Origin of the sequence: Stomatohabitans albus (genome assembly GCF_036336025.1) — a bacterium.
Lineage (GTDB): Bacteria > Actinomycetota > Nitriliruptoria > Euzebyales > Euzebyaceae > Stomatohabitans > Stomatohabitans albus.
Map to the genome: position 1 here is coordinate 72,627 of NZ_JAYKKE010000002.1, position 24,775 is coordinate 97,401.

Sequence of the window (24,775 nt, forward strand, 5' to 3'; positions counted from 1 at the left end):
GTTACCCCGAGTTACCTCGGGGTGGCTATACTTCCATCGTTTTGTCGGTGAAGAGACGAGAGGTGGATGTAGGGATGCGGACGATCCAACCTGATCGCGCGACCTTAGCCCTAGCCGATGGCACGTTGGTGCACGGCACATCGGTTGGTGCACCAGGTACCACCGTTGCTGAATTAGTGTTAAACACGGCGATGACTGGCTACCAAGAGATTTTAACTGACCCCTCATATACGGGTCAGTTTGTTGTTTTTACGGCCCCACACATTGGTAACGTCGGTGTTGCCGCTCCAGATAGCGAGAGTCCATCGTTGAAAGCCGCGGGACTTGTGGTTCGGGAAATGGCACGTTGTGTGAGTAACCACCGCGCGATGGCATCGCTTCCCGAAACCCTTCGTGAACAGGGTCTTGTCGCCATTAGTGATGTTGATACGCGTGCCATTGTTCGGCGTATCCGCGATAAAGGTGCCATGAATGCGGTGATCAGTACTGACCATCACACCTGGGATGCCCTCGAACCGTTTTTAAATGATGCCCCGAGTATGGAAGGCCAGCATCTTGTTGATATGCATGGTGCGGCCTATCACGTTGAACCCACCGGGTCCACCATCAAGGATGAGCCGATTCCTGAAGGTGTGGATTGCAGTGACGGAAGCCCTCATGGTGTGATTCCTGATCAGCCCTACCGCGTTGCCCTGGTTGATTTTGGGGCGAAAGCAACCATCGAATCACTCTTGGCCACCGCCGGTTGTGCCATAGACGTCGTCCCTGCGAGTACGGACCCTCAAACCTTAATTGATGGCCAGTTCGATGGTGTCATGCTGAGTAACGGTCCAGGAGACCCGGCCGTACTTGATGATGCTGTTGTGCTCGTTCAAACGGTCCTAGGTGCCAAGATTCCGGTATTTGGTATCTGTTTGGGCCACCAACTCCTGGCCTTAGCTGGCGGGGCACGCACGTACAAGATGCACCACGGCCACCACGGTGGGAACCATCCGGTGCGTAACCTCGTCGCCGATACCCTCGCTACCCTTACAGACCCGGGGCCATGGCTTCCATTGCTAGCCCGCGACCACATCGCGGTAGAAATCACCAGCCAAAACCACGGCTTCGCAGTTGATACTGAAACACTCGGTTCTGGTCCTTACGGGCGTGTCATCCAAACCCATATCAATCTGACTGACGGCACCAACTCGGGCATTGCCTTTTTAGACCGCCCCGCATTCGGGGTGCAATACCATCCCGAAAGTGCGCCCGGCCCCCACGACAGTCGCTACCTCTTCGACCAATTCACCGCCTTGATGGCACGGCATCGGGCTACGATCCAGGAGGCCAAGGATGCCTAAACGCACCGATATTAAAACGATCCTTATTCTCGGTTCTGGTCCTATCGTGATCGGTCAAGCCTGTGAGTTTGACTATTCGGGTGCGCAAGCGTGCAAAGTGCTTCGCCAACAGGGGTATCGCGTTGTGCTGGTGAACTCCAATCCGGCAACGATCATGACCGACCCGGAGTTTGCTGATGCAACGTATATTGAACCACTTACCCCAGCCACCGTTGAACAAATCATCGTCAAAGAATCACCAGATGCAATTCTGCCAACCCTTGGTGGACAAACGGCATTAAACCTCGCCGTTACCTTGGCTGAAACCGGGGTATTAGCCAAATATGGCGTTGAAATGTTAGGCGCCACTTTAGAAACCATCCGTCTCGCAGAAGACCGGCGTGCCTTCTATGATGCGATGGAAGAAATAGGGCTTGACCAGGCAAAAAGTATGCGGGCCACCACCGTTGATGAAGCGATGGCCGCCGTTGAGGCATTCGGGTTCCCCTTGCTCGTCCGCGCATCATTCACCCTTGGCGGGGCCGGAAGTGGCATTGTGCATGACCGTGCCGCCTTTGAAGCACTTGTGCGAGAAGGCCTTGACGCAAGCCCTATTTCAGAAGTTCAAATTGATGAGTCCTTACTGGGCTGTAAAGAGTTTGAACTCGAAGTGATGCGCGACAAGAACGACAACTGTGTGGTGATCTGTGCGATTGAGAACCTTGATGCCATGGGGGTCCACACCGGTGATTCGATCACCGTGGCACCAACCATGACCTTGAGTGATGCGCAATATCAGCACATGCGCAATGCCGCCTTTGCCGTGATGCGGCGTGTTGGTGTCACTACCGGTGGATCCAATGTGCAATTTGCGCTGGACCCCAAGACCGGACGCATGATGGTGATCGAGATGAACCCGCGTGTGAGCCGGTCATCAGCCCTCGCCTCTAAAGCAACTGGTTTCCCCATTGCCAAAATTGCGGCCCTCCTTGCGGTGGGATTTACCCTTGACGAGATTCCCAACGACATCACCAAAACCACGCTGGCCGCATTCGAGCCATCCATCGATTACGTCGTGACCAAGATTCCGCGCTGGGCCTTTGAAAAGTTCCCCGACACTGATCCAACATTGGGCACGATGATGAAGGCCGTCGGTGAAGTGATGGCCATTGGTCGGACATTCACCGAGAGTCTGCACAAAGCAATTCGTTCGCTTGAAGATGGATCTATCGGGCTGACCGGCCGACCCGGTCCAGCAGGGGCCGGTAAACCATTATCTGATCGGGACCTCGAAGTAGCCGTACAGACCCCAACTGCCCATCGTATTCACGATATTGACGCCGCCTTGACCCGCGGATGGTCTGTGGAACGGGTGAGTGAACTCAGCGGTTGGGACCCATGGTTTGTTGATCAACTCCTTTTGATTGTTGAACTTCGGCGTGAACTACGGGCATGTGAAGTGTTGGCAAACGTGTCTGATGATCTTCTTATCCAGGTGAAGCGCCACGGGTTCGGTGACGACTTGATTGCTGATGTGCTTGGCACCACGGCTGAACGGGTACGCGTCCACCGTCATACTCGTGGCCTGCGACCGGTCTTTAAAACAGTTGATACGTGTGGTGCCGAGTTTGATGCCAACACGCCCTATCACTACTCAACATGGGAAGAAGAAACCGAGGTCCGTCCGGCAGACCGCAAACGGGTACTGATTCTCGGAAGTGGACCAAACCGGATTGGCCAGGGCATCGAGTTTGACTATTGCTGTGTGCATGCGGTCTGGGCTATGGCCGATGGCGTTGTCACTGCCGCCAACCCCGAAAGTGGGGGTGGGTATGAAACGGTGATGATTAACTGCAACCCTGAAACGGTGAGCACGGACTATGACACGGCCCATCGACTCTACGTTGAGCCGTTGACGGTTGAAGATGTCCTTGAAGTGGCCTATGCCGAAGGTGGCGAAGGGTTCGCCGATATTGCAGGGACATTCGTACAATTTGGTGGGCAAACCCCATTGCGTATCGCAGCTGAACTGGCTGAAAACGGGTTACCAATTCTTGGCACCTCACCGGCTGATATTGATTTGGCAGAGGACCGTGGTGAGTTCAACCGGATTTGTACCGAACTGGGGATAGCCCAGCCACCAGGTGCGATTGCTAACAGTAAGGCTGAGGCACTACGTATTGGTGAACAGATCGGCTTCCCGGTGCTCGTGCGCCCGTCCTACGTATTGGGTGGGCGTGCGATGGAAATTGTCTACTCACCCGATCAGATGCGTGCCTGGCTTGATGTGAACGCTGGAGCCGGGCAGGTGCTGGTTGACCGCTTTTTAGAACATGCCACCGAAGTTGATGTTGATGCTGTATTTGACGGTACGGATATTTACATCGGTGGGGTGATGGAACATATTGAAGAAGCTGGTGTGCACTCAGGCGACTCTTCGTGTGTGGTTCCACCCATCACGTTGAGTGCCAACGTGATGGACGAGCTGAAACGCACGACGAAAGCACTGGCCAACGCCTTAAACACTCGCGGACTTATTAATATCCAATTTGCGGTTCGTGATGGGGAAGTCCTGGTTCTAGAAGCGAATCCACGGGCAAGTCGTACCGTACCTTTTATTTCTAAGGCAACAGGTATCCCCATGGCCAAGGTGGCGGCACAAGTGATGGCCGGAGCGACACTGGCAGAGGTTCGAGTGAATGGGCAACCCCTCGGTGATGACTTCATTGATCGTCCACCCTTACCCTGGAATGCGGTGAAAGAGGCCGTCCTGCCGTTCAACCGATTCCTTGGTGCAGATAGCCGCTTAGGTCCCGAAATGCGCTCAACCGGTGAGGTAATGGGGATTGATGCAGACTTTGGCCATGCCTTTGCCAAGGCACAAGGGGGCACTGGCAAGATGACGTTGCCAACCGAAGGCTGTGTATTCGTCTCCTTGGCTGACCGTGATAAGCGATCAATGATTTTCCCGGTGAAACAATTGAAGGCCATGGGCTTTGACATCGTGGCTACCCAAGGCACCGCTGCCGCCCTTAAGCGGGTGGGGATTGATGCTGAAGTAGTAGAAAAGGTTGGTCAAGGTAACCGAGCGATTGACCAACGGCTACGCGATGGTGAGATTGCACTTGTACTCAACACCCCAACAGGGTCAGGTGCACGTAGCGATGGGTACGAAATTCGTTCTGCCGCGGTGATGGGCGGGGTGCCCAGTGTGACTACGGCACCAGGTATTTTGGTTACTATTCTGGGCATTGAGGCCCAACGCCGTGCTGATAGCCAGGTGAACAGCATCCAAGATCACCTAGCATCCTTACAACGTGTGGCTGCGGGAACAGAGGAGGAGTCGCTCATATGAGTTCGATCTTTACGACCAGTGCTGCCCAGAGTGTGCAAGGGCGCGACCAAGGGCCATTGCGGGCCCGCTGTGAAGTATTGGCCACAAGCAAAATTGGCCGCTATTACAGCATCCAATTCGTTAGCCCAGAAATTGCTGACCGCGCCCAACCTGGCCAGTTCATCACGATTGGGGTAGAAGGGCACAACACCATGTTGCGTCGCCCCTTTTCGATCTATCGTGTTAGTCGCCACGGTGACTGGGCCGGCACCGTTGAAATTATTTTTGACCTCGTTGGCCAAGGCACCAAGTGGTTAGCTGAACGGACCAAAGGGGACCTGGTTGACCTCGTTGGCCCGTTAGGAACCCCCTTCCCTATTCCAACTCAGAATGTGAACTGCCTCCTCGTCGGTGGGGGATATGGGGCTGCCCCGTTGCTCTACCTGGCCACGGTGCTCCAACAAAAGGGCTTCCGAGCAGACATGATTATCGGCGCCAAAGATGGAGACCGCCTGTTCAATATCATTGAAGCAAAGCGCCTGAGTGCCACCACGTTTTTAGTTACGGAGGATGGCAGCCTTGGTGAACAAGGGGTGGTGACTGACGTCATGAAACGGCACATCGAGGAAGGCCGTGTAGGGCTGGTCTATGCCTGTGGTCCGATGGGTATGTTACGTGCCGTGAGTGAGCTTGCGGTTGCCAATGGGATTCCTGTGCGTGTAGCCGTTGAGGAGGCAATGGCCTGTGGCACGGGGGTGTGCTGGACCTGTGTGATGCCCGTGGAACGCAAAGGGCAGGTGTATAACTTGCGTTCATGCACAGAAGGGCCAGTGTTTAACGGAGCGAAGGTGCACTGGGATGCCATTGGAGCCCTGCCCGTGCCGGTGGATACTAAGGAGGAAACCGACCAATGAGCCGTCGTGTAGACCCGGCCAATGTTGACCTCCGGGTGCAGTTAGGGAATCTTGTATTAAAGAACCCAGTTGTAACAGCCTCAGGCACGTTCGGTTCCGGGCGTGAAATTAACCGCTTTTTTGATGTTAATAAACTTGGGGCGGTTGTAGTTAAGAGTTTGACCGTTGAGCCGCGGGCCGGGTTGCCAACACCGCGTATGGCTGAAACGGCGTCAGGCATGCTCAATGCTATCGGCCTTCAAAACCCTGGTGTTCAACGGTGGCTCGAAACGGACTACCAGTGGATGCTTGACCACAACATTCCGATTATCGCGTCCATCGCGGGACGAACGGCGCATGAGTTTCGGGTGGTGGCAGAAAAACTCCGCGGCCTGGACGGCATTGTGGCAATTGAAGCGAATATTTCATGCCCGAACGTTGAGAATCGCGGCATTGTCTTTAGCTGCACTGAAGGCCCTACCTATGATGTGATCAACACGGTGACGCGAGCCTCAGTGGTGCCAGTATTTGCCAAATTAACTCCTGATGTAACTGACATCACGCTCATTGCTGAAGCGGCAGCCAGTGCTGGTGCGGCTGGGGTCAGTGTTATTAATACGACCCTTGGAATGGCTATCGATGTGAATACGCGTCTCCCCAAACTGGCTGCTATTACCGGTGGGCTTAGCGGTCCTGCTGTGAAACCAATCGCCATTCGTGCCGTACACCAAATCCACCAAGCATTGCCAGAGCTACCCATTATCGGGATGGGTGGCGCCCGTAATGTTGAAGATGTGGTCGAGTTCATGATGGCTGGTGCCAGCGCTGTGGCGGTGGGAACGGCAACCTTTGCCAACCCGCTTCAAACCCTTGACATCATTGAAGAGCTCCCTCGGTGGCTAGCCAAGCGGGGTATTGCGCACGCGAGGGCACTCACCGGGTCAGTAAAACTATGAACCCACTGATCGTGGCCCTCGACCATCCTGACCGCGCACAAATTTTGGCGTGGGCAACTGACTTTGGTCCTCATGTGGGTATGGTGAAAATCGGGTTAGAAGCATTCTGTGCACACGGCCCTGACCTGGTGCGATCAGTCCACGACCATGCCGAGGTGTTTCTAGACCTCAAGTTGCACGATATACCCAATACCGTGGCAGGCGCGGCTCGCCAATGCAATGCGCTCGGCGTGTCGTTGCTAACGGTGCATGCCAGTGGGGGACCGGAGATGATCGCGGCAGCCGTAGAAGCCGCGCCCGATGTTCGTGTTATTGCCGTCACAGTGTTGACCAGCCTTGATGCGCAAACCTTGTCGGTTGTTGGGCAGGGTCAAGATGTGAATACTCAGGTTCAACGATTAGCCAAGATGGCGATTGATGCGGGGGCTGCCGGAGTGGTGTGTGCACCCCCAGATCTTGTAGGTGTTCGTCGGGTGATTGGCGATACGCCGATCACGGTTGTTCCAGGAATCCGTCCTGCGGGCAGTGCGGTTGGTGACCAAAAACGTGTGGCTACTCCTGAAGCTGCACGTGCAATGGGTGCCACATATCTAGTGGTAGGTCGTCCCATCACGTGTGATCCTACCCCCTTAAAGGTCATAAGTCGCTTGAACGGACAGCACTAAGACCTCTATATCACCCTAGGCAAAGTGAGTACGGTAAGGCTTGTATACGTGCTGACTTTTCTAGGAGCTCTCATGGCGGTCCCAGCCAGATCCACGACTGAGCGTACTGAGGCATTGAATCATGCGTTAGAGGCTCGCCGTCGTCGGGCAGCAGTCAAGGCTGCTCTTAAGGACAGACAACTTGACTTAATTGATGTGTTTGAAATGGCCGAGGAAGATCCTGTGCTGATGCGAACACGTGTAGTGGATTTATTGTGCTCATTACCTCGGGTAGGTCCTAAAACCGCCCTACGCATTATGACACAAGCCGATATTAGTGAATCACGACGAGTTCAAGGCCTTGGTATTCGCCAGCGCGAAGAGCTCGTCGCCATCATTGGATCTACCAAAAAGGGTACGTAACCCAACCACGGCACACGCTAGGTTTGTGCTATGAGCCAGCGCGTGCAACATATCGTTATTATTAGTGGCCCAGGTGGGGTGGGTAAGGACACGATTGTGCGTGCCCTTCTTGAGCGTCATGCACAAGACGGAACATTAACCTTGGCACGATCAGCGACCACTCGCCCTCCACGCCCAGGCGAAGTCCAAGGCGAGGATTACGACTTTCTAACACCAGAAGCCTTTGACCAGATGATTCGTGAGGATCAATTCTTGGAATGGGCAACCTTTGGTGACAATCGCTACGGTACCCCCAGCTACATCATCGACCAAGCCGATACCGATACGATCATCTTGGTGATTGATTGTCAGGGTCATGCCCAGGTACGGTCACGACCTGGTCGTATCGGTGACGCCATGCTGCGTTCCATCTTTATTGCTCCCCCCTCTTGGGACGTATTGGAAGCACGATTAAAGGGACGTGACGGGGACCATAACCCTGACATTGCACGACGGTTGGCGATTGGGCGGGAGGAATACGCGATGCGAGATCAATTTGATCATGTCGTCATCAATGACGATCTGAACGACGCGGTTGATCAAATTGATGCCATTATCAGCCACCTGGATGAGTAGTACACGCCATTCGCGGTTGCTGATAGGTATCTGTGTCCATCAATGATGACTCATCGGCTTGTGAAAGGTCTGCGCCGACGCAGCTACCACCTAGACTGATCAGGCAAACGTTTGTAAAGGAAAGATGCTATGGCCAAGATTGACGACCTGTTAAACAAGGTTGATTCGAAATACACCCTTGTTCACCTCAGCGCGACACGGGCTCGCGAGATTAATGATTACTATCACAGCCTTGGTGATGGTATGGGGTTATACCTTCGCCCGCTGGTGGAATCAACGTCAAATAAGCCCCTAAGTATCGCCTTCGAAGAGATTGCTGCGGGCAAGATTGTTGTCCAAAAAGCCGGTGATGCCCGCAACCATATTCAAGATCTGATTGAACAGGTTGAAGAATTGAGCGATGGGGATGCCCCCTCGGCATAACGGCTCACCACTCAGCAGCGCACCGATACCGGTGCGCCTTTGTTGGATAAGCGTATACAACGTTGGTCACCCACAATTGGTAAGGAACGGAACACGATGGCAAACCGTACGTGGCAATTTACATCAGAGTCGGTTACTGAAGGGCACCCTGACAAAGTGGCTGACCAAATCAGTGACGCCGTCTTAGATGCGGTCCTAGCCAAAGACCCTGACCCTGCTCGTGCCCGAGTTGCGTGTGAAACCGTCATTAACACGGGGTTAGTCCTGGTTACAGGGGAAATACGTACCGAGGCCTACATCGATATTGCACAGATTGCACGAGACACTATCTGCAAGATTGGGTATGACCGGCCAGAGGCGTATTTTGATGGCCATACCTGCGGTGTCTTAGTCACCTTAGATGAGCAAAGCCCAGATATTGCTGGCGGTGTTGATACCGCACTTGAAGTGCGCGATGGCAGCGGAGATGATCTCCTCGATCAAATTGGTGCCGGTGACCAAGGGATGGTCTTTGGTTATGCCACGGATGAAACCCCCGAACTTATGCCCATGCCGATTGCCTTGGCACACCGCTTAGCCCAGCGGTTAGCTGAGGTTCGCCATGACGGTACGGTGCCGTATCTGATGCCGGATGGGAAAACCCAGGTGACAGTTCGATACGAGAATCATGTACCTGTGGCCGTCACCGGTGTGTTGATTAGTACGCAGCACAAGGCAGAGATTGATCTCGTTGGCCATCTCACCCCTGATGTGATTGAGCATGTTGTCCATCCGGTACTCGGTGATCAGCTTGCCATCAGTGACGACGAGATTCTCGTGAACCCGTCAGGACGGTTTGTTATCGGTGGCCCGGTTGGTGATGCTGGGCTAACGGGGCGGAAAATTATTGTTGACACCTACGGGGGTATGGCCCGCCATGGTGGTGGAGCATTCAGTGGCAAGGATGCAACCAAGATTGACCGGTCTGCGGCGTACGCTGCTCGCTGGGTGGCGAAACATATTGTGGCTGCCGGCCTGGCAAAGCGTGCAGAATTACAGGTCGCGTACGCTATCGGTGTAGCAAGTCCGGTGTCGTATTCACTGGAGACGTTTGGGACAGAAACCGTTGACCCGGACAAGATTTTAAATGCGATCCCAGAAGTCTTTGACCTGCGTCCTGCGGCGATGATTCGAGACCTCGATTTATTAACCCCCACATTTAGTGCAACTGCTGCTTATGGTCACTTCGGACGTGCCGATTTCCCTTGGGAACAAATGACCCGTCTCGATGCATTGTCGCGCCTGGTGAACTAGCGGTGCCATGACGCGTGCGAGACGGGTATACCCTCACGTTGAGCACGCCCATGATCCAAACAGCATCACAATCAAATCCCACCCAGCTAGCTGAGCCACATTCGGCACCAGCTCACGTGGTTGTGGAATCGGTTGTTCACACGGTTCAAACCTACTTTTGGTATGTCATTGGGCTGGTAACCCTTGCCGCCCTCGCTTTGGTCTGGATGGGGCAGGCGGTCATTGCCGCAGCGTTGATGGCGGTCTTTTCCTACGGGGTTCATCTCATCTATAGCACCACTATTTTTGATGGTCCCTTATGGCAATCAATCACGACGATACGTGCCACGCTTGCCCGTATGGTCGCTGCCTATGTGCTTATCAGTATTTTCAGTACTAATGAACACTGGGTGCCCTTCATTGTGGCAATGTTGATTGGGTTACACGGGGTATGGCGACATTGGGAGACGCTTGTACCTGCTCGAACCTTGTACAAAGAGTATGGGCGAACATTTGGGGCACTCTTGGATTGTCTCCTCATTGGTATGGTCGCCATCGTTTGGATCACGAACGAGTGGGTGGGCCCAATGGTTGTTGCCGCGAGTACGGGAACAAACCTGGTCATTCCACTCATCCAGATCTATGGGTGGGGATTAGTCCTCATCACTATTGCCCAAATCCAGTTACTAGCCTTTTATGCACTCCATCTTCGTGGCTCGATGATTCTGGCTATCAGCCAACAGATGTTCACAATCTCAGGCATTATTGCCTGGTTTATTGCCAATCCCTCCACCCAAGAACGTGCCGCAACCTGGGTGACGATCACACTACTCTTTGCCATAGTCGGTTCATTTTTGGGGCGCCAAATCCTGTTGAAGAATGAGGACGCGGAACCGTACAAGTACGGCAATACCTCAATCGCTATTTTGGTAACCGTCATGTCGATATGGACGTGGGTGTGGTTGATTGTTTGGAACCCATTTACGTCACTCCAGGGCACGTTCATGTCAACGCCATTCAACCTCGTGCTTCTGATCCTGGTGCTATTGCGGCTGATCGAGCTACGGGCTAGTGATGGCCGTCAGCTTGCGCAGGTGTATACCCAAATCACCACAGACTCCCTAACTGGTTGTGGGTCTCGACTAGCACTTATTTCGGCTATGTCCTTTGAACCTGGCTGGGTACTCGTGATTGACATTGACGGCTTCAGTAGCGTGAATGACGTCTATGGACACTTTGTCGGTGATGATGTCCTCCGCCGCATGGTGAAACGCATCGAAGCTCGCCTTGGCGAAAGCGGCAAGATCTTCCGTATCGGTGACGATGAATTCGCCGTCATGATTCATGACCGTGCCGGAGATGTGGACCGCATTGGCAAACTATTGCTGAACTGTAGTGATGACCCACAGGTAAAAGGCCTCAGTTTTTCAATCGGGTCCGCGCGTTTTGATCCTAAACAGCCCATCGAGGCACTCCATCATGCTGACGCAGCACTTCAACTCGTGCGTGAAAATGGGCGTGGCTATTACTTACGCGCCACACCGCAAATGATTGGCCAACGCCAGCGTGTACTCGAAATTCGTAATGCCCTTGTTCATGAGCGCCTCTCAGGTATTACCTTGGCCTGGCAGCCACTCCACGACATTTCTAAACCTGAACGACCGATTGTTGGGGTTGAGGCCCTCTCGCGCTGGCATCACCCGGTGTTGGGAACGATCTCACCTGGTGAGTTCATCCCAATTATCGAACGGGAAGGGTTCTCAAGTGAACTTGGTGTGCACGTCACCCGACAGGCGATGAAACGTGCCCGTGAATGGATAGACGCGGGTACGCCAGTCCAAATCAGCCTGAATATTTCTGTGTTGCAGCTCCGTGACCCTGCTGGGGTGGCGGCGCTGATTGAAGCATTGCAAGCTGACCGCGAAGCTGCCGAATGGATCATTGTTGAGGTAACCGAAACGGTGTCCAGTGACCGCTCTGTGGTGGATATTTTGAACCGTATCCGTGAAACAGGTGCCCGTATCGCCCTTGATGACTTTGGCGCTGGTGCGGCAAATGTGTGGCGTATTACCGCATTGCCAGCAGATGTGCTCAAAATTGACCGCAATCTCCTGCGTGGTGTGCCTGAAAACCCGGCATCCATCGCGATGTTGCGCACGATGGTGTCACTGGGTCACGACGTTGGTATGCAAGTCATTGTTGAGGGCATTGAAACGGAGGAGGTCCACGAGCATGTCGTGGCCACCGGCGCGGTATTTGGCCAGGGGTGGCTCTATGGGCGGCCAATTGAAAACGGCGATATTGATTTGACCGCAGCACCAGGAACTCCGCAATTAGTGCGTCGTGTCATGGAGGGCATTCATGAGTAACGTTGCAGTTCATTACTCAAGAGACAAAGGACTATTTTTTAACGATATACATTATGCAATTTTTCCTATCATTGGCTTAATTGCATTTCCTGTTATTGCGTTATTAACCAAGTCAAATGCAATAGTAACAAGTATTGTTGCTATTATTTCAACAGCTATTTGTTATTGGTATATTCAAAAGCTCCAGCGTGAACATAATCACAAAATACCAATGATTTCAGTTGTTAAATTATGGTTTGTTTCTGTTATCGTTAATTGTGTAGTTCGTGAACTAACAACTATTTTTACCACCCTACCAGACACGACACCGATTTGGGCGACCATGGCGGTGGGTGTGCTGATGATCATGTCTCAGTACACAAGCTTATATGGTGAGATTGGGTCGGTGTTATCCTCAGCGTCCCGCTTGATGTGGGCCGATATGGCCATTCTCAATACCTTTTATGTGGCTTGGATATGGGAATCACATGGCCGGTATATTACTGAAATAACGACTGAACATGGCCTCGTGATTGTGCTATGGATTGTGTACACCGTTGTCTTTCTTGCCTATGCCCCACTCGTGTGGATGAGTCGACGAACTGAGGGCACGCTCACGGTGGCTATCGGCGGTGAAAGTATCAAGGTAGCCGCCCTGCTTTCCATGATTTCAGATTTGAATCTTCACCCAGACACCTTTTTCCCTGTCATTCTGATTGCTGGAACCTGGTTATGTGTCATCGGTATTCAAGTTGCCAAGGATTCAGCGATGCGGCGGGTGTACATCGGACCGCAACCAGACACGATCACGGTAGTGCTCGTCGTCAGTCTGGCTTGGGCGTTCTTAATTCCTACGCTGCCTGAGCATCTTCCAAACATATCCTTTCGCACCATTATGCGCGTCGATACCTTTAACTGGGTATTTATGCTCTTAACATTCATCTTTGTGAATATTCGTGTTTTGAGTATGCGACTCAATACTCGAAACTATATGTCCGAACTCACAAAACTTGTATTAATTGACTCAATCACCAACACAGATAATCGCTATGCCTTAAGTGTGTTTAAGGTAGAGGTGCCATCCTGGCTACTCGTTACTGACTTTGATGGGTTTAAAGCGGTCAATGAGTTACGGGGGAGTTCTGCCGGTGACGCATTGTTAAAGCGTTACTGTGATCGACTAAAGGCCGTGCTACGTCCTAGCGTAGGGCTATTCCGATTAAGTAATGACGAGTTTGCCCTAGTCGTTCCCAAACAAGATTATTCGTTAAAAGAGATTGGCACGATCGTGTTAAATGCTGGGCACGATGAATTGATTTCCGAAGTGGGGGTCAGCATCGGGGTGACCTCCATTGACCCAGGCCAAAGTATGAATGAGGCATTAGCTGAAGCGGCTACCGCCTTGAGTCACGCTAAAACCACGGGGCGGAATCGATGGGTGTATCTCCAAAAACACTTGGCACTACAACGTCAGCGAGAAATTGACCTCCAGCGATCCATTGTGGGCTGGCGAGGGAACCTCAATTTAAAGTTCTGGCCAGTCTTAAATAGCGTGTTCCCAGATGCTGAAGTGGTGATGCTGGAGGCGGTACCAGTCTGGGATGACTTAGAAGTAGGCAAAGTCGATCCCATGGATATGTGGTTAGAAGCCGAACGTGTCGGTCGTGCTACTGATTTGGCCAATTTAGTTGTTACCCAATGGTTGCGTTCAGTGCGATCCTGGGCAGACTCGGGCTATCCACGGCCGGTAAGCGTATATTTGCCATTAGCTGTGATTCGTGATGCCGATTTCATGGAAAACTTACAAAGTCGTCTCTCTGATGCCGGCGATCTCGCTCAATGGTTGATTATCAATGTCTCAGAAGATGTCTTTGGTTGTAAAGATGATTCCATTGTCCAAGGCCTCGCCAAATTACGTGAAACCGGTGTACGTATCGGCATTAACGACTTTGGGATTGGCCCGGCCATGGTCGGTGAAATCGCGTATACCCCTATTGATGTGGTGCGTGTAGCCCCAGAACTGTTATTTAACCTGAACGAAGCAACCTCACTGGCGGTAGTACGGGTACTTATAAATCTGTCTCGTGATGTGGGGATGAACATTATCCTGGCAGGCGTGAGTACCCACCATCTGCGCTACCTTCAAGAACTGGGCACGACCCTGGTCACTGGTCCTATTGCCGGCAAAGCACTCATTGACGCCGAGCTCTATCAGATTCACCAGCCGCCACTTCCGGCACGAGAGTTTCAACCGGTAGCACGGGCACGGTAGGTATGCCTGCGCGATATGCGCGCCTCTACCCGGTCGTAAAAGCTATCCACCTCGACCGATGGTTCGACTATGCGATTCCTGACGGGATTGCGGGGGGAGACCAGATTCGGCTTGGGAGTGCAGTTCGCTTGCATTTTCATGGTATGTCCACATCCGGCTGGGTGATGGAGGTGGCCACATCGACGGCTATCGACCCTGCTCAGATCAAGCCCATTGATGCAGTGGTACGGACACCACCGTTTTTTGACCCGGCAGACGCTGCCGCCTGGCGATGGGTAGCTGACCGCTTTGGGAGCACCTTTGCGGCAGTCACCCGACATGCGATCCCTGACCGGGTGAAATATGTTGAACGTGAACTCACCCAATGGCCCTCCCCACCAGCCATTCCAACCCAACCTTGGCACGATGGCGGACACATCACCCACCTTGAACGCGGTTGGCACGATGATGGGCGTGATGCCATCCTGACCCGTATTCGCGCCGTCGTTGATGCTGGCTATCAAGCCCATATCATCACCCCATTACCGGATTGCCCTATCAGTGACGCCATCCAGAAGGCCTTTGGACGTATGGTCCTCGACCTGCGTGGTGAAACCCAACAATCTGCCCGCTACCGAGGTTTCTGGCGCTGGCGAACCGGGCAGGCCCGCATTCTCATTGGGACACGGTCAAGTGCGCTCTGGCCCGGCCAAACAGGAGCGGTTGGGCTCATCGTGCTCATTGACGAGGCGAACCCGGCCTATAAAATGCCCAGTGCCCCGCGTGCGCATATTCGAGAGACGGCGCTCATTCGGGCCCGAACACACCACAGCGAAGTACTTATCACCAGCGCCGTCCCGTCTGGGCAACTGACCCGATTAATCGCCGGTGGCCATGTTCGTGTCGACAAGGCCAGTCGACGCCAGATTGAAACCGCATCACCGGCAATACACATGATTGACCGCAACACATTGCCTATTGCACGACGTGGACGGCTAGCAGGGCCAGCTCTGGATGCGATCACCACCGTGCTCAATGCTGGTGGCCGAGTGATCGTCCTGGTCGCGATGAAAGGAACTGGCCGCTCTATCGGGTGCCAGCGATGTAAGCGGCGCATGGCCTGTCCAGCGTGTGGAGCTGGGTTAGATACCCCCGACCGCCAGCCGATCGCGCAAGCAACGCAATGGCAGTGCGGGGTATGTGATTGGCGTGGGGAACCATTTGCCTGCCCGCACTGTTCGTCCACGAGCTATGGGTTTAAGCGTGCCGGTGTGACGCAAATCAGCAATGAACTTCGCAAGACCTTTCCTCACGCCGACATCACGACGATGGAAGGGTTCAACCAACCTGGCCCGACCACTCGGCCGGCCATAGCGGTGATGACCCGTGGTTCGGTGGTGGCCAGCCCAACCTGGCTTGGCGGTGCGCGCGCTGAACTGGCCGTCATCGTTGATCCCGATGTACTCCTTGGCCGTCCTGACTATGACGCTACAGAAGATGCGTTACGGTTGTGGGCAGACACGGCCCATCTCGCACAACGGGTAATTATTCAAACCTATGAGCCCGATCACCACGCCATCACCGCATTCAGTTTGATTAACCCGGGCTTGTTCTGGGATCGGGAACTTGACCGTCGGGCTGCGCTGCATTTCCCCCCGGCTGGGCATCTCATTCGTCTTGAACGCATGACCCAAGAGACGGTCAGCACCTTGTGTGAAGCCCTCGCCGAACAGTCATCTGTGATTGTCTTAGGCCCTGATGAAGATGGGAGCACACTCGTCACAACACCTGATTTGCCCACTACGCTGAAGAATATGCGTCCGATTCAAGAAGATTGGGCAAAAGCGGATACTGGTATCCGTATGGATGTGGATCCCATCCACCTGTAGCCCTCGGGGGCTCATGCTCGAGTATAGATCCCCTGGCGTCCGTTCTTGTATCTGCCCGTGCCTTGCCCTTACTCCACTCGAAATACGGCGATATACATGCCATCCGTTTCATCGGTATCGGGGGCGAGTTGCACCCCAAACTCGGTGTTGGTGCCGACATCAATCGGTACCCCTTGCACACTCACATTGGGGTGGCGGGTAAGGGCGGTACGAACCACGTCATCGGTTTCAGCCGTTGTCCACGTACACACGGAATACACCAGTTTGCCACCAGGCTTAACCATCCTGACCGCCGCATCGAAAAGCTCACCCTGCAAGGTAGCCAACCCCGTGATGTCGTCGGGCTGTTGGCGCCAACGGATTTCAGGGCGGCGACGCATCACTCCAAGGCCAGAACATGGTGCATCAAGAAGTACAAGGTCAACAAGTCCACCCTCAGGTGTGAACGTGCGGGCATCTCCCACGGTGATCGGAATGGTCAATCCAAACTGGTCAGCCATATCACGCAGGCGCTGCAATCGAAAATCGTGCAGGTCATTGGCTTGAACAGCTACATCATGTTGCGCGAGAGCAATTGTTTTCCCCCCGGGCGCAGCGCACAGATCAACCGCTCGGTCACCGGCATTCATGGCATCAACCGCCGCGAGTACCACCGCTTGGCTCGCTGCATCTTGAATGACGGCTCGACCTTGCTGAACCCAAGGTAAATCACCACCACGGCCACGCGTACGGACCACCAATGCTCCTGGAATGTGCTGATGGGCTGTCACCTCGATACCAGCATCGTGCATATCGTTCAAGAGTGCGTCAACACTCCCAATAGCACGCAATATGGTTGGTGCTGGCGTGTTGGATGCTTCTAATACGCGCTGTGCACGATCACCGAATCGCTCTCGGGCGAACTCAACCACCCATAGGGGATAGCCAAGCCCAAATGCCATCGCTCGATCATGGGGAAAGGTGGTTGCCCCAAGCCAGTCAAAATCTTGGCGCTGGCGGATTACCCCACGTAAGACACCGTTAGTAAAGCCGACAAAATGCCGACTCTTTGACGCCTTGGCGATGGCATCCACATGGCTTTTCACCACCGCATGGTCTGGGGCATGTCCGGCGAGGAGTTCCCACGTTCCGACTCGTAGGGTTGCCCGAACCTGGGGGTCAAGCTGGTCGATCGGGGTATGTAATACCTGATTGAGGACCGCATCGAGGGTGCCCTGCATCCGAATCGTTGAAAATACCAGGTTGGACACAAAAGCCTTATCACGCCCATCCAAGTCGGTTTGTGTCAACGCCTCATCGAGGATAGGGGTTGCCCAACTATCGTCACGTTCAACTCGGGCAAGGACACTCGCTGCTAACCGACGGGTCCGCACCCCGCTCCCTTTATTATGACCCGTTGTTCTTGCACTTGGCATCCGCCCTGGCTGGCGCTGCGAGTGGCGTGACTGAGCAGGGTGGGAAGTACGGCGTGTGTCGGCGGTATGACCCTTACGTCCGGAACCGGTCGCTGATGCACGGTTACCCGATCCCGTCGTCTGCTTTTTTCCACCCTCTGCCTTCGTGGGTGTCGATTTTGCAGCTTTGTACTGGTCCGCACGCTGTGACTTTGCTGACACTGATTTGCGTACAGCCTTGCGTTTAGGGCGTTGGTCGCCAATCCCACTCATGATGTCCTTTAATCGCCCAATCGGTCAGGCTGGTAGCCGTTAGCCCAGGCATCACCGGCCATACGAGGTTTCCCGGCCGGTTGGACGGTAACCAACGTGACAGCCCCCTCACCACAGGCAACAACAGGGAATCCCTTGTCTTCTCGGAGAATATGGCCGGGCTGCCCTGAACCGGTGGTAAGCCGGGTTGCATGCACCTTCAAGCGTGCCCCTTGGATACTGGTATGTGCCCCCGGCAGCGGGTTATAGGCGCGCACACGATTGTGAATGACTGCAGCGGGCAACGTCCAGTCGATGCGAGCATCTTCAGAACTAATTTTGGCTGCATAGGTTGCCAGGTCATGTGCTTGTGGCTGGGGAGTAATAGCGCCATTCACAAGTCCACGCACCGCACGCACAAGCTCTGGTGCACCGAGAATCGCTAGCCGCTCGGTTAACGCACCAGCCGTTTCATCGGGATCAATCTGAATAGGTAACTGGGTGAGAATATCTCCAGTATCCATACCTGCATCAAGGCGAAAACACGTTACCCCACCAACCGTGTCTCCGTGGGCGATGCCGAATGCCACCGGAGCGGCACCACGCCAGGCTGGGAGCAAGGAAAAGTGAAGATTGACAAAGCCGTGACCACTTGACTCAAGAATGTCTGGTTTCAAAATAGAACCGTAGGCCACCACTGCCGCTGCGTCGAGGCGCATTGCAATGAGCTCTTGACGTATCTGTGACGGCTGGTCTGGCTGAAAGACCGGAAGACCAGCGTCTAAGGCGGCGATCTTTACCGGTGGTGGCGTCAGTCTGTGGCCGCGTCCGGCTGGTCGATCTGGGTTGGTGATAACGGCAGCAACGTCGATGTCGGAGTCGTCGATAAAAGCGGAGAGGCTAGGAACCGCAGGGTCCGGTGTGCCAAAAAAAGCGATACGCATAAGAGTCTTTTCGTCAGGTTGTCAATTACAGCCGCAACTGGTTTTGTTCAAGTTCACCGGCACGGATTCGTTTCATGGCTGCCTTACGGTCATGGAGTGCCAAGTGGTCAATAAAGAGCACTCCGTTGAGGTGGTCTATTTCATGCAAAATGATGCGTGCCAAGAGTCCGGCGCCTTCCAAGGTCAGCTCTTCACCATGTGGATCCAGCCCCTTCATGACCACTTCTAGGGGTCGTTTGGTGGGGTAGAACAGGCCAGGGAAACTTAAACACCCCTCATCGCCCTCTTGTTGTTCTTCACTGGTCCACTCCACGAGCGGGTTAATCACCGCCCCTTGGGCTTCCAGGTCTGGCTCCTCCCATGTGAAGATACGTTGGAGCACTCCAACTTGGTTGCCAGCTAACCCCAACCCATTGTGGGCTTTCATTGTTTCCATCATGTTGTCGGCTAAGGCACGCAGCCGGTCATCAAAGGTTTCTACAGGGCGAGCTTCTTGGCGTAATACTGGATCACCAAATAGTCGTACCGGCAAAATTGCCATGAATCCTCCCCGTTGCTGTCAGATTGGTTAGCTCCCTAGTCTGCCTCAACCTGACAGATTAAGGGTGCCTTATCACCGAATACCTCACTGACGGTGTGGTGGCGCTGTGCGAGTCTGTTCTGAGTGAGCATTCAATCGGGCTGGTATGCCAAGTAATCTGGCCCCATGACCAGCCTGTCTGATATAGATCTGAGCGCGATTCCAACCCATGTAGCCATCATTATGGATGGGAACGGTCGTTGGGCCAAGGAGCGAGGAGAACCCCGACATGTCGGCCATACTGCGGGTGAGGCTGCTCTCTTTGATGTGATTGAAGGTGCCCTGGCCGTTGGGTTGCCCTGGATGACCATTTATGCCTTTTCAACGGAAAACTGGAAACGACCCCTTGCTGAAGTGAAGTTCATCATGAACTTCAATCGGGACCTCCTTAAGCGTCGTGGAGATGAACTCCATGAACGCAATGTACGGGTGCGATTTATCGGGCGACGCGTATTTCCTATTCCTCGTGGGCTTATTGCCATTATGAATGACATCGAAGCACGCACCCGCGATAACACCGGTATGACCCTCCAAATTGCATTTAACTATGGTGGTCGGGCTGAGATTGTTGATGCGTTACAAGCCATTGTGGCCAAGGTGGCGAATGGCGAACTTGACCCGAGCAAGGTTCGTGAACGCACCCTCAAGGATCATTTATATGCGCCCGATGCGCCCGACGTTGATTTACTTGTGCGCTCAAGTGGGGAACACCGCACGTCCAATTTTTTAATCTGGCAAGCGGCCTATGCAGAACTGGTTTTTGATGACACCTTGTGGCCAGATTGGCGACGCGAGCACCTCTGGCACGCGCTTTCCGTATTCCAACAGCGGAGTCGCCGATTTGGGGGGCTTAACGGGTGAGTATTGGACAGGTTGGGCAGCCCCTTCTACAAACCGCCACAGTTTCTGTTGCCGCCACCGTAGGGGAGTGGCTCCAAGTGCATCACCCAACCTTTGGTCGGGTACAGGTCACATGTCCGGTGACCTGGCGAACCCAGGCAACGGTTACCCTTCATCCCCAGCCCGGCCCGTATCCACAATCCAAACACCGACCGCCGCATTGGGCGGCGGATGATGAGGAGATACCGCTTCAACCCAAAGCGGTACAAATCCTTCAGCAGGTGGCCGCCACAAACCATATTCCACTGGACCATATTGAGGTGCGAGTGCAATCACCCGTCCCCGAAGGCAAAGGGTTTGCCTCATCGACCAGTGATCTTGTCGCCCTCAGTGCCGCTATCGGCCAAGCCGCCCATGCACCTATCTCACCACCTGACATGCATGCCATGGCCATTTCGATAGAAGCCACCGATGCGATCATGTATCCCGGTCTCGTTACCGCCACCTTAGATGAGGCTCAGGTCCTGAGAACCCACCGAGCCACCCCTCCGGTTGCATTTGTCACCGTGATCCCATCGGCCTCACTGGAGACGGTGCATCAACCAGAAAGCACGCCACAGCCAGAAGCTGACCGGTTACTCCAGGCAATGCAGACGGCGCTGACTGACCAACACCTGCCGACAATGGGCAGACTTGCCACCGAGAGCGGCTCGCTAGCCCAAGACCGAATTCACACACCGCATTGGGACCTCGTCAACGCTATTGGGCAAGCCTATGACGGATTAGGCGTCATCATCGGCCATTCTGGCACGCTGAGTGCCGTCATTTGTGACACAACGCATCGGGCACACACGAGTCGGTTACAAGAACTGACTGCCATCCTGGCAGCCGAAACAGGGTACCCCGTTGCTACTGCCACCCCTGACCTTGCAGGTCCGCTTACACACGCATGAATACCCCATGATGGTGCCGGTTCGACTTCCTCACCACATGCAGATCACACGACATATATGCGCTAAACCCGATAGACTCATGCGCTGATTTCAATTGTGTAGAAAGGCCCCTTGTGACCACCGACGCCCACCAACCCCCTGCTTTTGACCCGGATTTTCCGCTCGTTCCTGCTGACGCACCTGATGAGGTAACCGATCACTGGACCACGATGGAAACGATCGTGGAATTGTGTAAGCGCCGTGGCATTATTTTCCAGTCCTCAGAGATCTATGGTGGTCTGCGTGGCGCGTGGGATTATGGCCCCTTAGGTGTGGCGCTTAAAGACAATGTGCGTAATGCCTGGCGTCGCCATATGTTCCAGCTTCGTGATGATGTGGTTCCCCTTGAAGCGTCTATTTTGATGCATCCGAAGGTATGGGAAGCGAGTGGGCACGTTGGTGGGTTCACCGACCCGCTTGTTGAATGCAAGAACTGCAACTCACGGCAACGCCAGGATAAATTGCCGACCAATAAGGATGGGGAGCTGTATTGCCCCAACTGCGGCATGGTTAATAACTTCACTGAACCGCGTGACTTTAACTTGATGTTCAAAACCTTTGTTGGGCCAGCTGAGGATAGTGCTAACCAGGTGTGGCTCCGGCCTGAGACGGCCCAAGGGATGTTCGTTGATTACAACCACATTCAACTGACGAGTCGGAAGAAGATTCCCTTTGGGATTGGTCAGATTGGCCGGTCGTTCCGCAATGAAATTACACCACGAAACTTTATTTTCCGGGTTCGTGAGTTCGAGCAGATGGAATTGGAGTATTTCTGTAAGCCAGGCACCGATGAAGCATGGCATAACTACTGGATTCGTACCCGCTATGACTGGTGGCTGAACTACGGCATCCGTCCAGAGAACATTCGTATTCGTCCCCACCTGCCTGATGAATTAAGTCACTATTCCAAAGGCACGGTGGACTTTGAATACAAGTTCCCCATGGGTTGGGGTGAACTTGAAGGTGTTGCCAATCGTGGTCAGTTCGATGTGACCCAGCACCATGAGCACTCTGGCAAGGACCTGACGTATTACGACCAGGCTGCAGACGAACGGTATATTCCCAACGTAATTGAACCGGCGTGTGGGTTGGACCGTGCCGTGCTGGCATTCTTGGTGGACGCCTATGACGCTGAAGATGTTCCAACTGCCAAAGGTGGGACTGAAACCCGTACCGTCTTGCATTTCCATCCCGACATTGCACCGGTCAAGGTAGCGGTGTTACCGCTGAGTCGTAAAGACACACTGGTCCCCACTGCCCAAGAAGTGAATGCGTTGTTGAAGCCCCACTTTGACAATGTGGACTATGACGATGCCGGCCAGATTGGGCGTCGCTATCGTCGCCAAGACGAGGTTGGTACTCCGTTCTGTGTCACCGTGGATTTTGAGACAGTCGAGCAAGACCGTGCGGTCACGGTACGTGATCGTGACACAATGACCCAAGAACGAGTCGCCATTGATCGGCTGGTGTCCTATTTGAAGGACCAGTTCGACCAAGCTCGTGCGGTTGTCAAATGATCTAGACTGCGCCTATGGGCAAGGGGCGGATTAACGAAGCAGACATTGACCGGCTTAAAGATGTGATCCGGTTAGATGAGGTGGTTCGCCCGCACACCGAGTTGAAGGCAAGTGGGCCAGGGCGCTTCATGGCGCGCTGCCCCTTTCACAATGAAAAAACCCCGTCATTCAGCTTGGACGCCACAAAAGGGGTGTACCACTGTTTCGGATGTGGCGTTGGTGGTAACGCCTTTACGTTCTTGATGGAACTTGAAGGGCTCAACTATGTTGAGGCTGTGGAACGGTTGGCTGCCCAATTTGGGGTGACGTTGCACTATGAACGCCAGTCCACTCGCCAGGCACACGCCCAGAGCAAACGCACGCGTTTGCGTGAGTTACTCCAAGAAGCGGCAACCTTTTATCATCAGCAGTTATTAGGCCCCGACGGAGAATCAGCTCGTCGGTATTTGAGTAAACGCCATATCCAAGATGCGGCGATTGATCATTGGAATCTTGGGTGGGCGCCAGACCAGTGGGATGGACTGAGTACCTACTTGATGGGCAAGGGTGCCAGTATTGATGATCTTGAATCGGCCGGCCTATCAACACGAGGGCGACACGGGCCAATCGACCGATTCCGGGCACGGGTCATGTATCCCATTGCAGATCGGGGTGGAACGGACGTGGTGGCCTTTGGCGGCCGTATTGTTCCTGAAGCCCAACGGGTGACGGTAATGCAAGATGGCCCCGGTCCGAAATACATCAATAGTCCTAAGAATGAGGTCTATGACAAAAGTCGAGTGTTATTTGGGCTGGCTCAAGCGCGGCGTGCCATCGTCAAGGCCAATAATGTCTACGTTGTTGAGGGCTATATGGACGTGATTGGCCTTGCCCAAATTGGTATTGAGAATGTGGTTGCAACCTGTGGAACCGCATTGACTGGTGAACATTTTGCGATGCTTGAACGGCTCGACACCGCAATCACGTTGTGCCTTGACCCTGATGACGCAGGTATGCAAGCGGCAGAACGGGCTCGGGAATTAGCAGCCCAAACGGGCGTTTCTGACTTGGGTATCGTTAAACTACCCGAAGGTCTCGACCCCGCTGACCTCGCCAATGAACGGGGGTTAGAAGGAACTACCAACGCCTTGGCATTGCGTGTCAGTGCAGTTGCATTCCAAATCCAATACCTCTTGGACCATGCCCAGCTTGACACGCCAGAACAGCGTCGGGCAGCGTACCAATCCACATTCCCGTTACTTGGCAAGTTAGAGAGTTGGGACCTGCGCTACCAATATATTTTTGACTATGTTGCCCCCGTTGTGGGTATCCCCGGGCAGCGTATTGAAGATGAATTGAATGTGACCTACCCCCTTCACCGCCAACAACGACGTACCGCAAGAACCACGGCACCGCCTCCCGTTGGGGCGTCGATCCCGAACACCGGATACGGTGAGGCTGACCATCCAACCCAGGACAAAGCCCGGCACGCCCAGCTTCACCTTGAACGAATGGCGATCCAAACTGCTCTTCAAAACCCGAGTTGGATTACAGTATCTGCGGAACATTTCACAACTGAACTCAGTAAACAGGTTATCCAAGCTGTTCAGCAGTCGATAAGTTTCGATGAACTCATAGAACGTATGCCCAATGACGAGGCTCGTGACCGTGTTCGGGCGCTCGTTACGGCGGAATCGTTCGTGACCGATAGTGAACAGGCAGCACAGCTTCAAACAAGTTTGGAGCGTGCCCTGGTAAGACGACAATGGCAGGACGTACTGAACGCAATTGAATTCGCTCAAGGACAAGAACGCACTGATCTCATGCTTAAAGCACAAGCACTGAATCAAAAGTGGCGTTCTATGAGTGGTTAATGTGAAACTGCATCTGCATACAGTGCGTTAGAC

General features: G+C 53.8%; 19 protein-coding genes. 16 read left to right on the forward strand and 3 right to left on the reverse strand.

Going from position 1 to position 24,775, the window contains the following annotated elements:
* The first annotated feature begins 74 nt into the window (after window positions 1–74).
* The 12 genes from carA to VCU37_RS05420 all read left to right on the forward strand — a co-directional run bounded on the left by carA (window position 75) and on the right by VCU37_RS05420 (window position 16,370).
* Window positions 75–1,343, forward strand: a complete 1,269-nt coding sequence (gene carA / locus VCU37_RS05365; protein ID WP_336249607.1) for a glutamine-hydrolyzing carbamoyl-phosphate synthase small subunit — start codon at window positions 75–77, stop codon at window positions 1,341–1,343.
* Window positions 1,336–4,677 (forward strand): carbamoyl-phosphate synthase large subunit, encoded by a 3,342-nt coding sequence (gene carB, locus VCU37_RS05370; protein WP_336249608.1) that lies wholly within the window; start codon window positions 1,336–1,338, stop codon window positions 4,675–4,677. Before carA ends, carB begins: the two co-directional genes overlap by 8 nt.
* A complete protein-coding gene (locus VCU37_RS05375; RefSeq protein ID WP_336249609.1) occupies window positions 4,674–5,570 on the forward strand; it encodes a dihydroorotate dehydrogenase electron transfer subunit in 897 nt (298 codons plus the stop codon). The genes carB and VCU37_RS05375 overlap by 4 nt, the downstream gene beginning before the upstream one ends.
* Window positions 5,567–6,505: a dihydroorotate dehydrogenase gene (locus VCU37_RS05380; RefSeq protein WP_336249610.1), complete on the forward strand. Its 939-nt coding sequence runs from the start codon at window positions 5,567–5,569 to the stop codon at window positions 6,503–6,505. The genes VCU37_RS05375 and VCU37_RS05380 overlap by 4 nt, the downstream gene beginning before the upstream one ends.
* Entirely contained in the window at window positions 6,502–7,170 is a 669-nt protein-coding gene (gene pyrF, locus VCU37_RS05385; RefSeq protein WP_336249611.1) for an orotidine-5'-phosphate decarboxylase, read from the forward strand. Before VCU37_RS05380 ends, pyrF begins: the two co-directional genes overlap by 4 nt.
* A gap of 72 nt (window positions 7,171–7,242) precedes the next feature.
* Window positions 7,243–7,572 (forward strand): integration host factor, actinobacterial type, encoded by a 330-nt coding sequence (mihF, locus tag VCU37_RS05390; protein WP_336249612.1) that lies wholly within the window; start codon window positions 7,243–7,245, stop codon window positions 7,570–7,572.
* 30 nt (window positions 7,573–7,602) lie between these two features.
* Window positions 7,603–8,187, forward strand: coding sequence for a guanylate kinase (gene gmk / locus VCU37_RS05395; protein WP_336249613.1), 585 nt, complete (start codon window positions 7,603–7,605; stop codon window positions 8,185–8,187).
* A 129-nt stretch (window positions 8,188–8,316) separates the two neighbouring features.
* Complete coding sequence (gene rpoZ, locus VCU37_RS05400) at window positions 8,317–8,610, forward strand: DNA-directed RNA polymerase subunit omega (protein ID WP_336249614.1); 294 nt, start codon at window positions 8,317–8,319, stop codon at window positions 8,608–8,610.
* A gap of 96 nt (window positions 8,611–8,706) precedes the next feature.
* On the forward strand, window positions 8,707–9,903 hold the full coding sequence (metK, locus tag VCU37_RS05405; RefSeq protein ID WP_336249615.1) for a methionine adenosyltransferase: 1,197 nt from the start codon (window positions 8,707–8,709) through the stop codon (window positions 9,901–9,903).
* Between the two features lie 38 nt (window positions 9,904–9,941).
* The gene (locus tag VCU37_RS05410) at window positions 9,942–12,251 is read left to right on the forward strand and encodes a putative bifunctional diguanylate cyclase/phosphodiesterase (protein ID WP_336249616.1); all 2,310 of its coding nucleotides are present in this window, start codon (window positions 9,942–9,944) and stop codon (window positions 12,249–12,251) included.
* A gap of 211 nt (window positions 12,252–12,462) precedes the next feature.
* Window positions 12,463–14,502: an EAL domain-containing protein gene (locus VCU37_RS05415; RefSeq protein ID WP_336249617.1), complete on the forward strand. Its 2,040-nt coding sequence runs from the start codon at window positions 12,463–12,465 to the stop codon at window positions 14,500–14,502.
* Window positions 14,503–14,504: 2 nt separating this feature from the next.
* Complete coding sequence (locus VCU37_RS05420; RefSeq protein ID WP_336249618.1) at window positions 14,505–16,370, forward strand: primosomal protein N' family DNA-binding protein; 1,866 nt, start codon at window positions 14,505–14,507, stop codon at window positions 16,368–16,370.
* A 68-nt stretch (window positions 16,371–16,438) separates the two neighbouring features.
* Here VCU37_RS05420 and VCU37_RS05425 read toward each other — a convergent pair whose 3' ends face one another.
* From VCU37_RS05425 to def, 3 genes are read right to left on the reverse strand one after another with little or no spacing between them, the layout of a single operon-like run.
* Window positions 16,439–18,037, reverse strand: coding sequence for an RsmB/NOP family class I SAM-dependent RNA methyltransferase (locus tag VCU37_RS05425; protein ID WP_336249619.1), 1,599 nt, complete (start codon window positions 18,035–18,037; stop codon window positions 16,439–16,441).
* A gap of 8 nt (window positions 18,038–18,045) precedes the next feature.
* Window positions 18,046–18,960 (reverse strand): methionyl-tRNA formyltransferase, encoded by a 915-nt coding sequence (gene fmt, locus VCU37_RS05430; protein WP_336249620.1) that lies wholly within the window; start codon window positions 18,958–18,960, stop codon window positions 18,046–18,048.
* 25 nt (window positions 18,961–18,985) lie between these two features.
* Window positions 18,986–19,501 carry a peptide deformylase gene (gene def / locus VCU37_RS05435; protein ID WP_336249621.1) on the reverse strand — a complete coding sequence of 172 codons (516 nt, stop codon included), beginning with the start codon at window positions 19,499–19,501 and terminating at the stop codon, window positions 18,986–18,988.
* Between the two features lie 165 nt (window positions 19,502–19,666).
* Here def and uppS point away from each other — a divergent pair, with 165 nt between their 5' ends.
* The 4 genes from uppS to dnaG all read left to right on the forward strand — a co-directional run bounded on the left by uppS (window position 19,667) and on the right by dnaG (window position 24,742).
* Complete coding sequence (gene uppS / locus VCU37_RS05440) at window positions 19,667–20,401, forward strand: polyprenyl diphosphate synthase (protein ID WP_336249622.1); 735 nt, start codon at window positions 19,667–19,669, stop codon at window positions 20,399–20,401.
* Window positions 20,398–21,333 (forward strand): GHMP family kinase ATP-binding protein, encoded by a 936-nt coding sequence (locus VCU37_RS05445; RefSeq protein ID WP_336249623.1) that lies wholly within the window; start codon window positions 20,398–20,400, stop codon window positions 21,331–21,333. The genes uppS and VCU37_RS05445 overlap by 4 nt, the downstream gene beginning before the upstream one ends.
* Window positions 21,334–21,542: 209 nt before the next feature.
* Complete coding sequence (locus tag VCU37_RS05450) at window positions 21,543–22,889, forward strand: glycine--tRNA ligase (protein ID WP_336250059.1); 1,347 nt, start codon at window positions 21,543–21,545, stop codon at window positions 22,887–22,889.
* A 14-nt stretch (window positions 22,890–22,903) separates the two neighbouring features.
* Window positions 22,904–24,742, forward strand: coding sequence for a DNA primase (gene dnaG / locus VCU37_RS05455; RefSeq protein WP_336249624.1), 1,839 nt, complete (start codon window positions 22,904–22,906; stop codon window positions 24,740–24,742).
* The last annotated feature ends 33 nt before the right edge of the window (window positions 24,743–24,775 follow it).

What these genes read in the sequence shown, in the direction of transcription:
- carA (WP_336249607.1), top strand. Translation starts at nt 75, where the DNA reads ATGCGGACGATCCAACCTGATCGCGCGACCTTAGCCCTAGCCGATGGC.
- carB (WP_336249608.1), top strand. Translation starts at nt 1,336, where the DNA reads ATGCCTAAACGCACCGATATTAAAACGATCCTTATTCTCGGTTCTGGT.
- VCU37_RS05375 (WP_336249609.1), top strand. Translation starts at nt 4,674, where the DNA reads ATGAGTTCGATCTTTACGACCAGTGCTGCCCAGAGTGTGCAAGGGCGC.
- VCU37_RS05380 (WP_336249610.1), top strand. Translation starts at nt 5,567, where the DNA reads ATGAGCCGTCGTGTAGACCCGGCCAATGTTGACCTCCGGGTGCAGTTA.
- pyrF (WP_336249611.1), top strand. Translation starts at nt 6,502, where the DNA reads ATGAACCCACTGATCGTGGCCCTCGACCATCCTGACCGCGCACAAATT.
- mihF (WP_336249612.1), top strand. Translation starts at nt 7,243, where the DNA reads ATGGCGGTCCCAGCCAGATCCACGACTGAGCGTACTGAGGCATTGAAT.
- gmk (WP_336249613.1), top strand. Translation starts at nt 7,603, where the DNA reads ATGAGCCAGCGCGTGCAACATATCGTTATTATTAGTGGCCCAGGTGGG.
- rpoZ (WP_336249614.1), top strand. Translation starts at nt 8,317, where the DNA reads ATGGCCAAGATTGACGACCTGTTAAACAAGGTTGATTCGAAATACACC.
- metK (WP_336249615.1), top strand. Translation starts at nt 8,707, where the DNA reads ATGGCAAACCGTACGTGGCAATTTACATCAGAGTCGGTTACTGAAGGG.
- VCU37_RS05415 (WP_336249617.1), top strand. Translation starts at nt 12,463, where the DNA reads ATGATTTCAGTTGTTAAATTATGGTTTGTTTCTGTTATCGTTAATTGT.
- VCU37_RS05420 (WP_336249618.1), top strand. Translation starts at nt 14,505, where the DNA reads ATGCCTGCGCGATATGCGCGCCTCTACCCGGTCGTAAAAGCTATCCAC.
- VCU37_RS05425 (WP_336249619.1), bottom strand. Translation starts at nt 18,037, where the DNA reads ATGAGTGGGATTGGCGACCAACGCCCTAAACGCAAGGCTGTACGCAAA.
- fmt (WP_336249620.1), bottom strand. Translation starts at nt 18,960, where the DNA reads ATGCGTATCGCTTTTTTTGGCACACCGGACCCTGCGGTTCCTAGCCTC.
- def (WP_336249621.1), bottom strand. Translation starts at nt 19,501, where the DNA reads ATGGCAATTTTGCCGGTACGACTATTTGGTGATCCAGTATTACGCCAA.
- uppS (WP_336249622.1), top strand. Translation starts at nt 19,667, where the DNA reads ATGACCAGCCTGTCTGATATAGATCTGAGCGCGATTCCAACCCATGTA.
- VCU37_RS05450 (WP_336250059.1), top strand. Translation starts at nt 21,543, where the DNA reads ATGGAAACGATCGTGGAATTGTGTAAGCGCCGTGGCATTATTTTCCAG.
- dnaG (WP_336249624.1), top strand. Translation starts at nt 22,904, where the DNA reads ATGGGCAAGGGGCGGATTAACGAAGCAGACATTGACCGGCTTAAAGAT.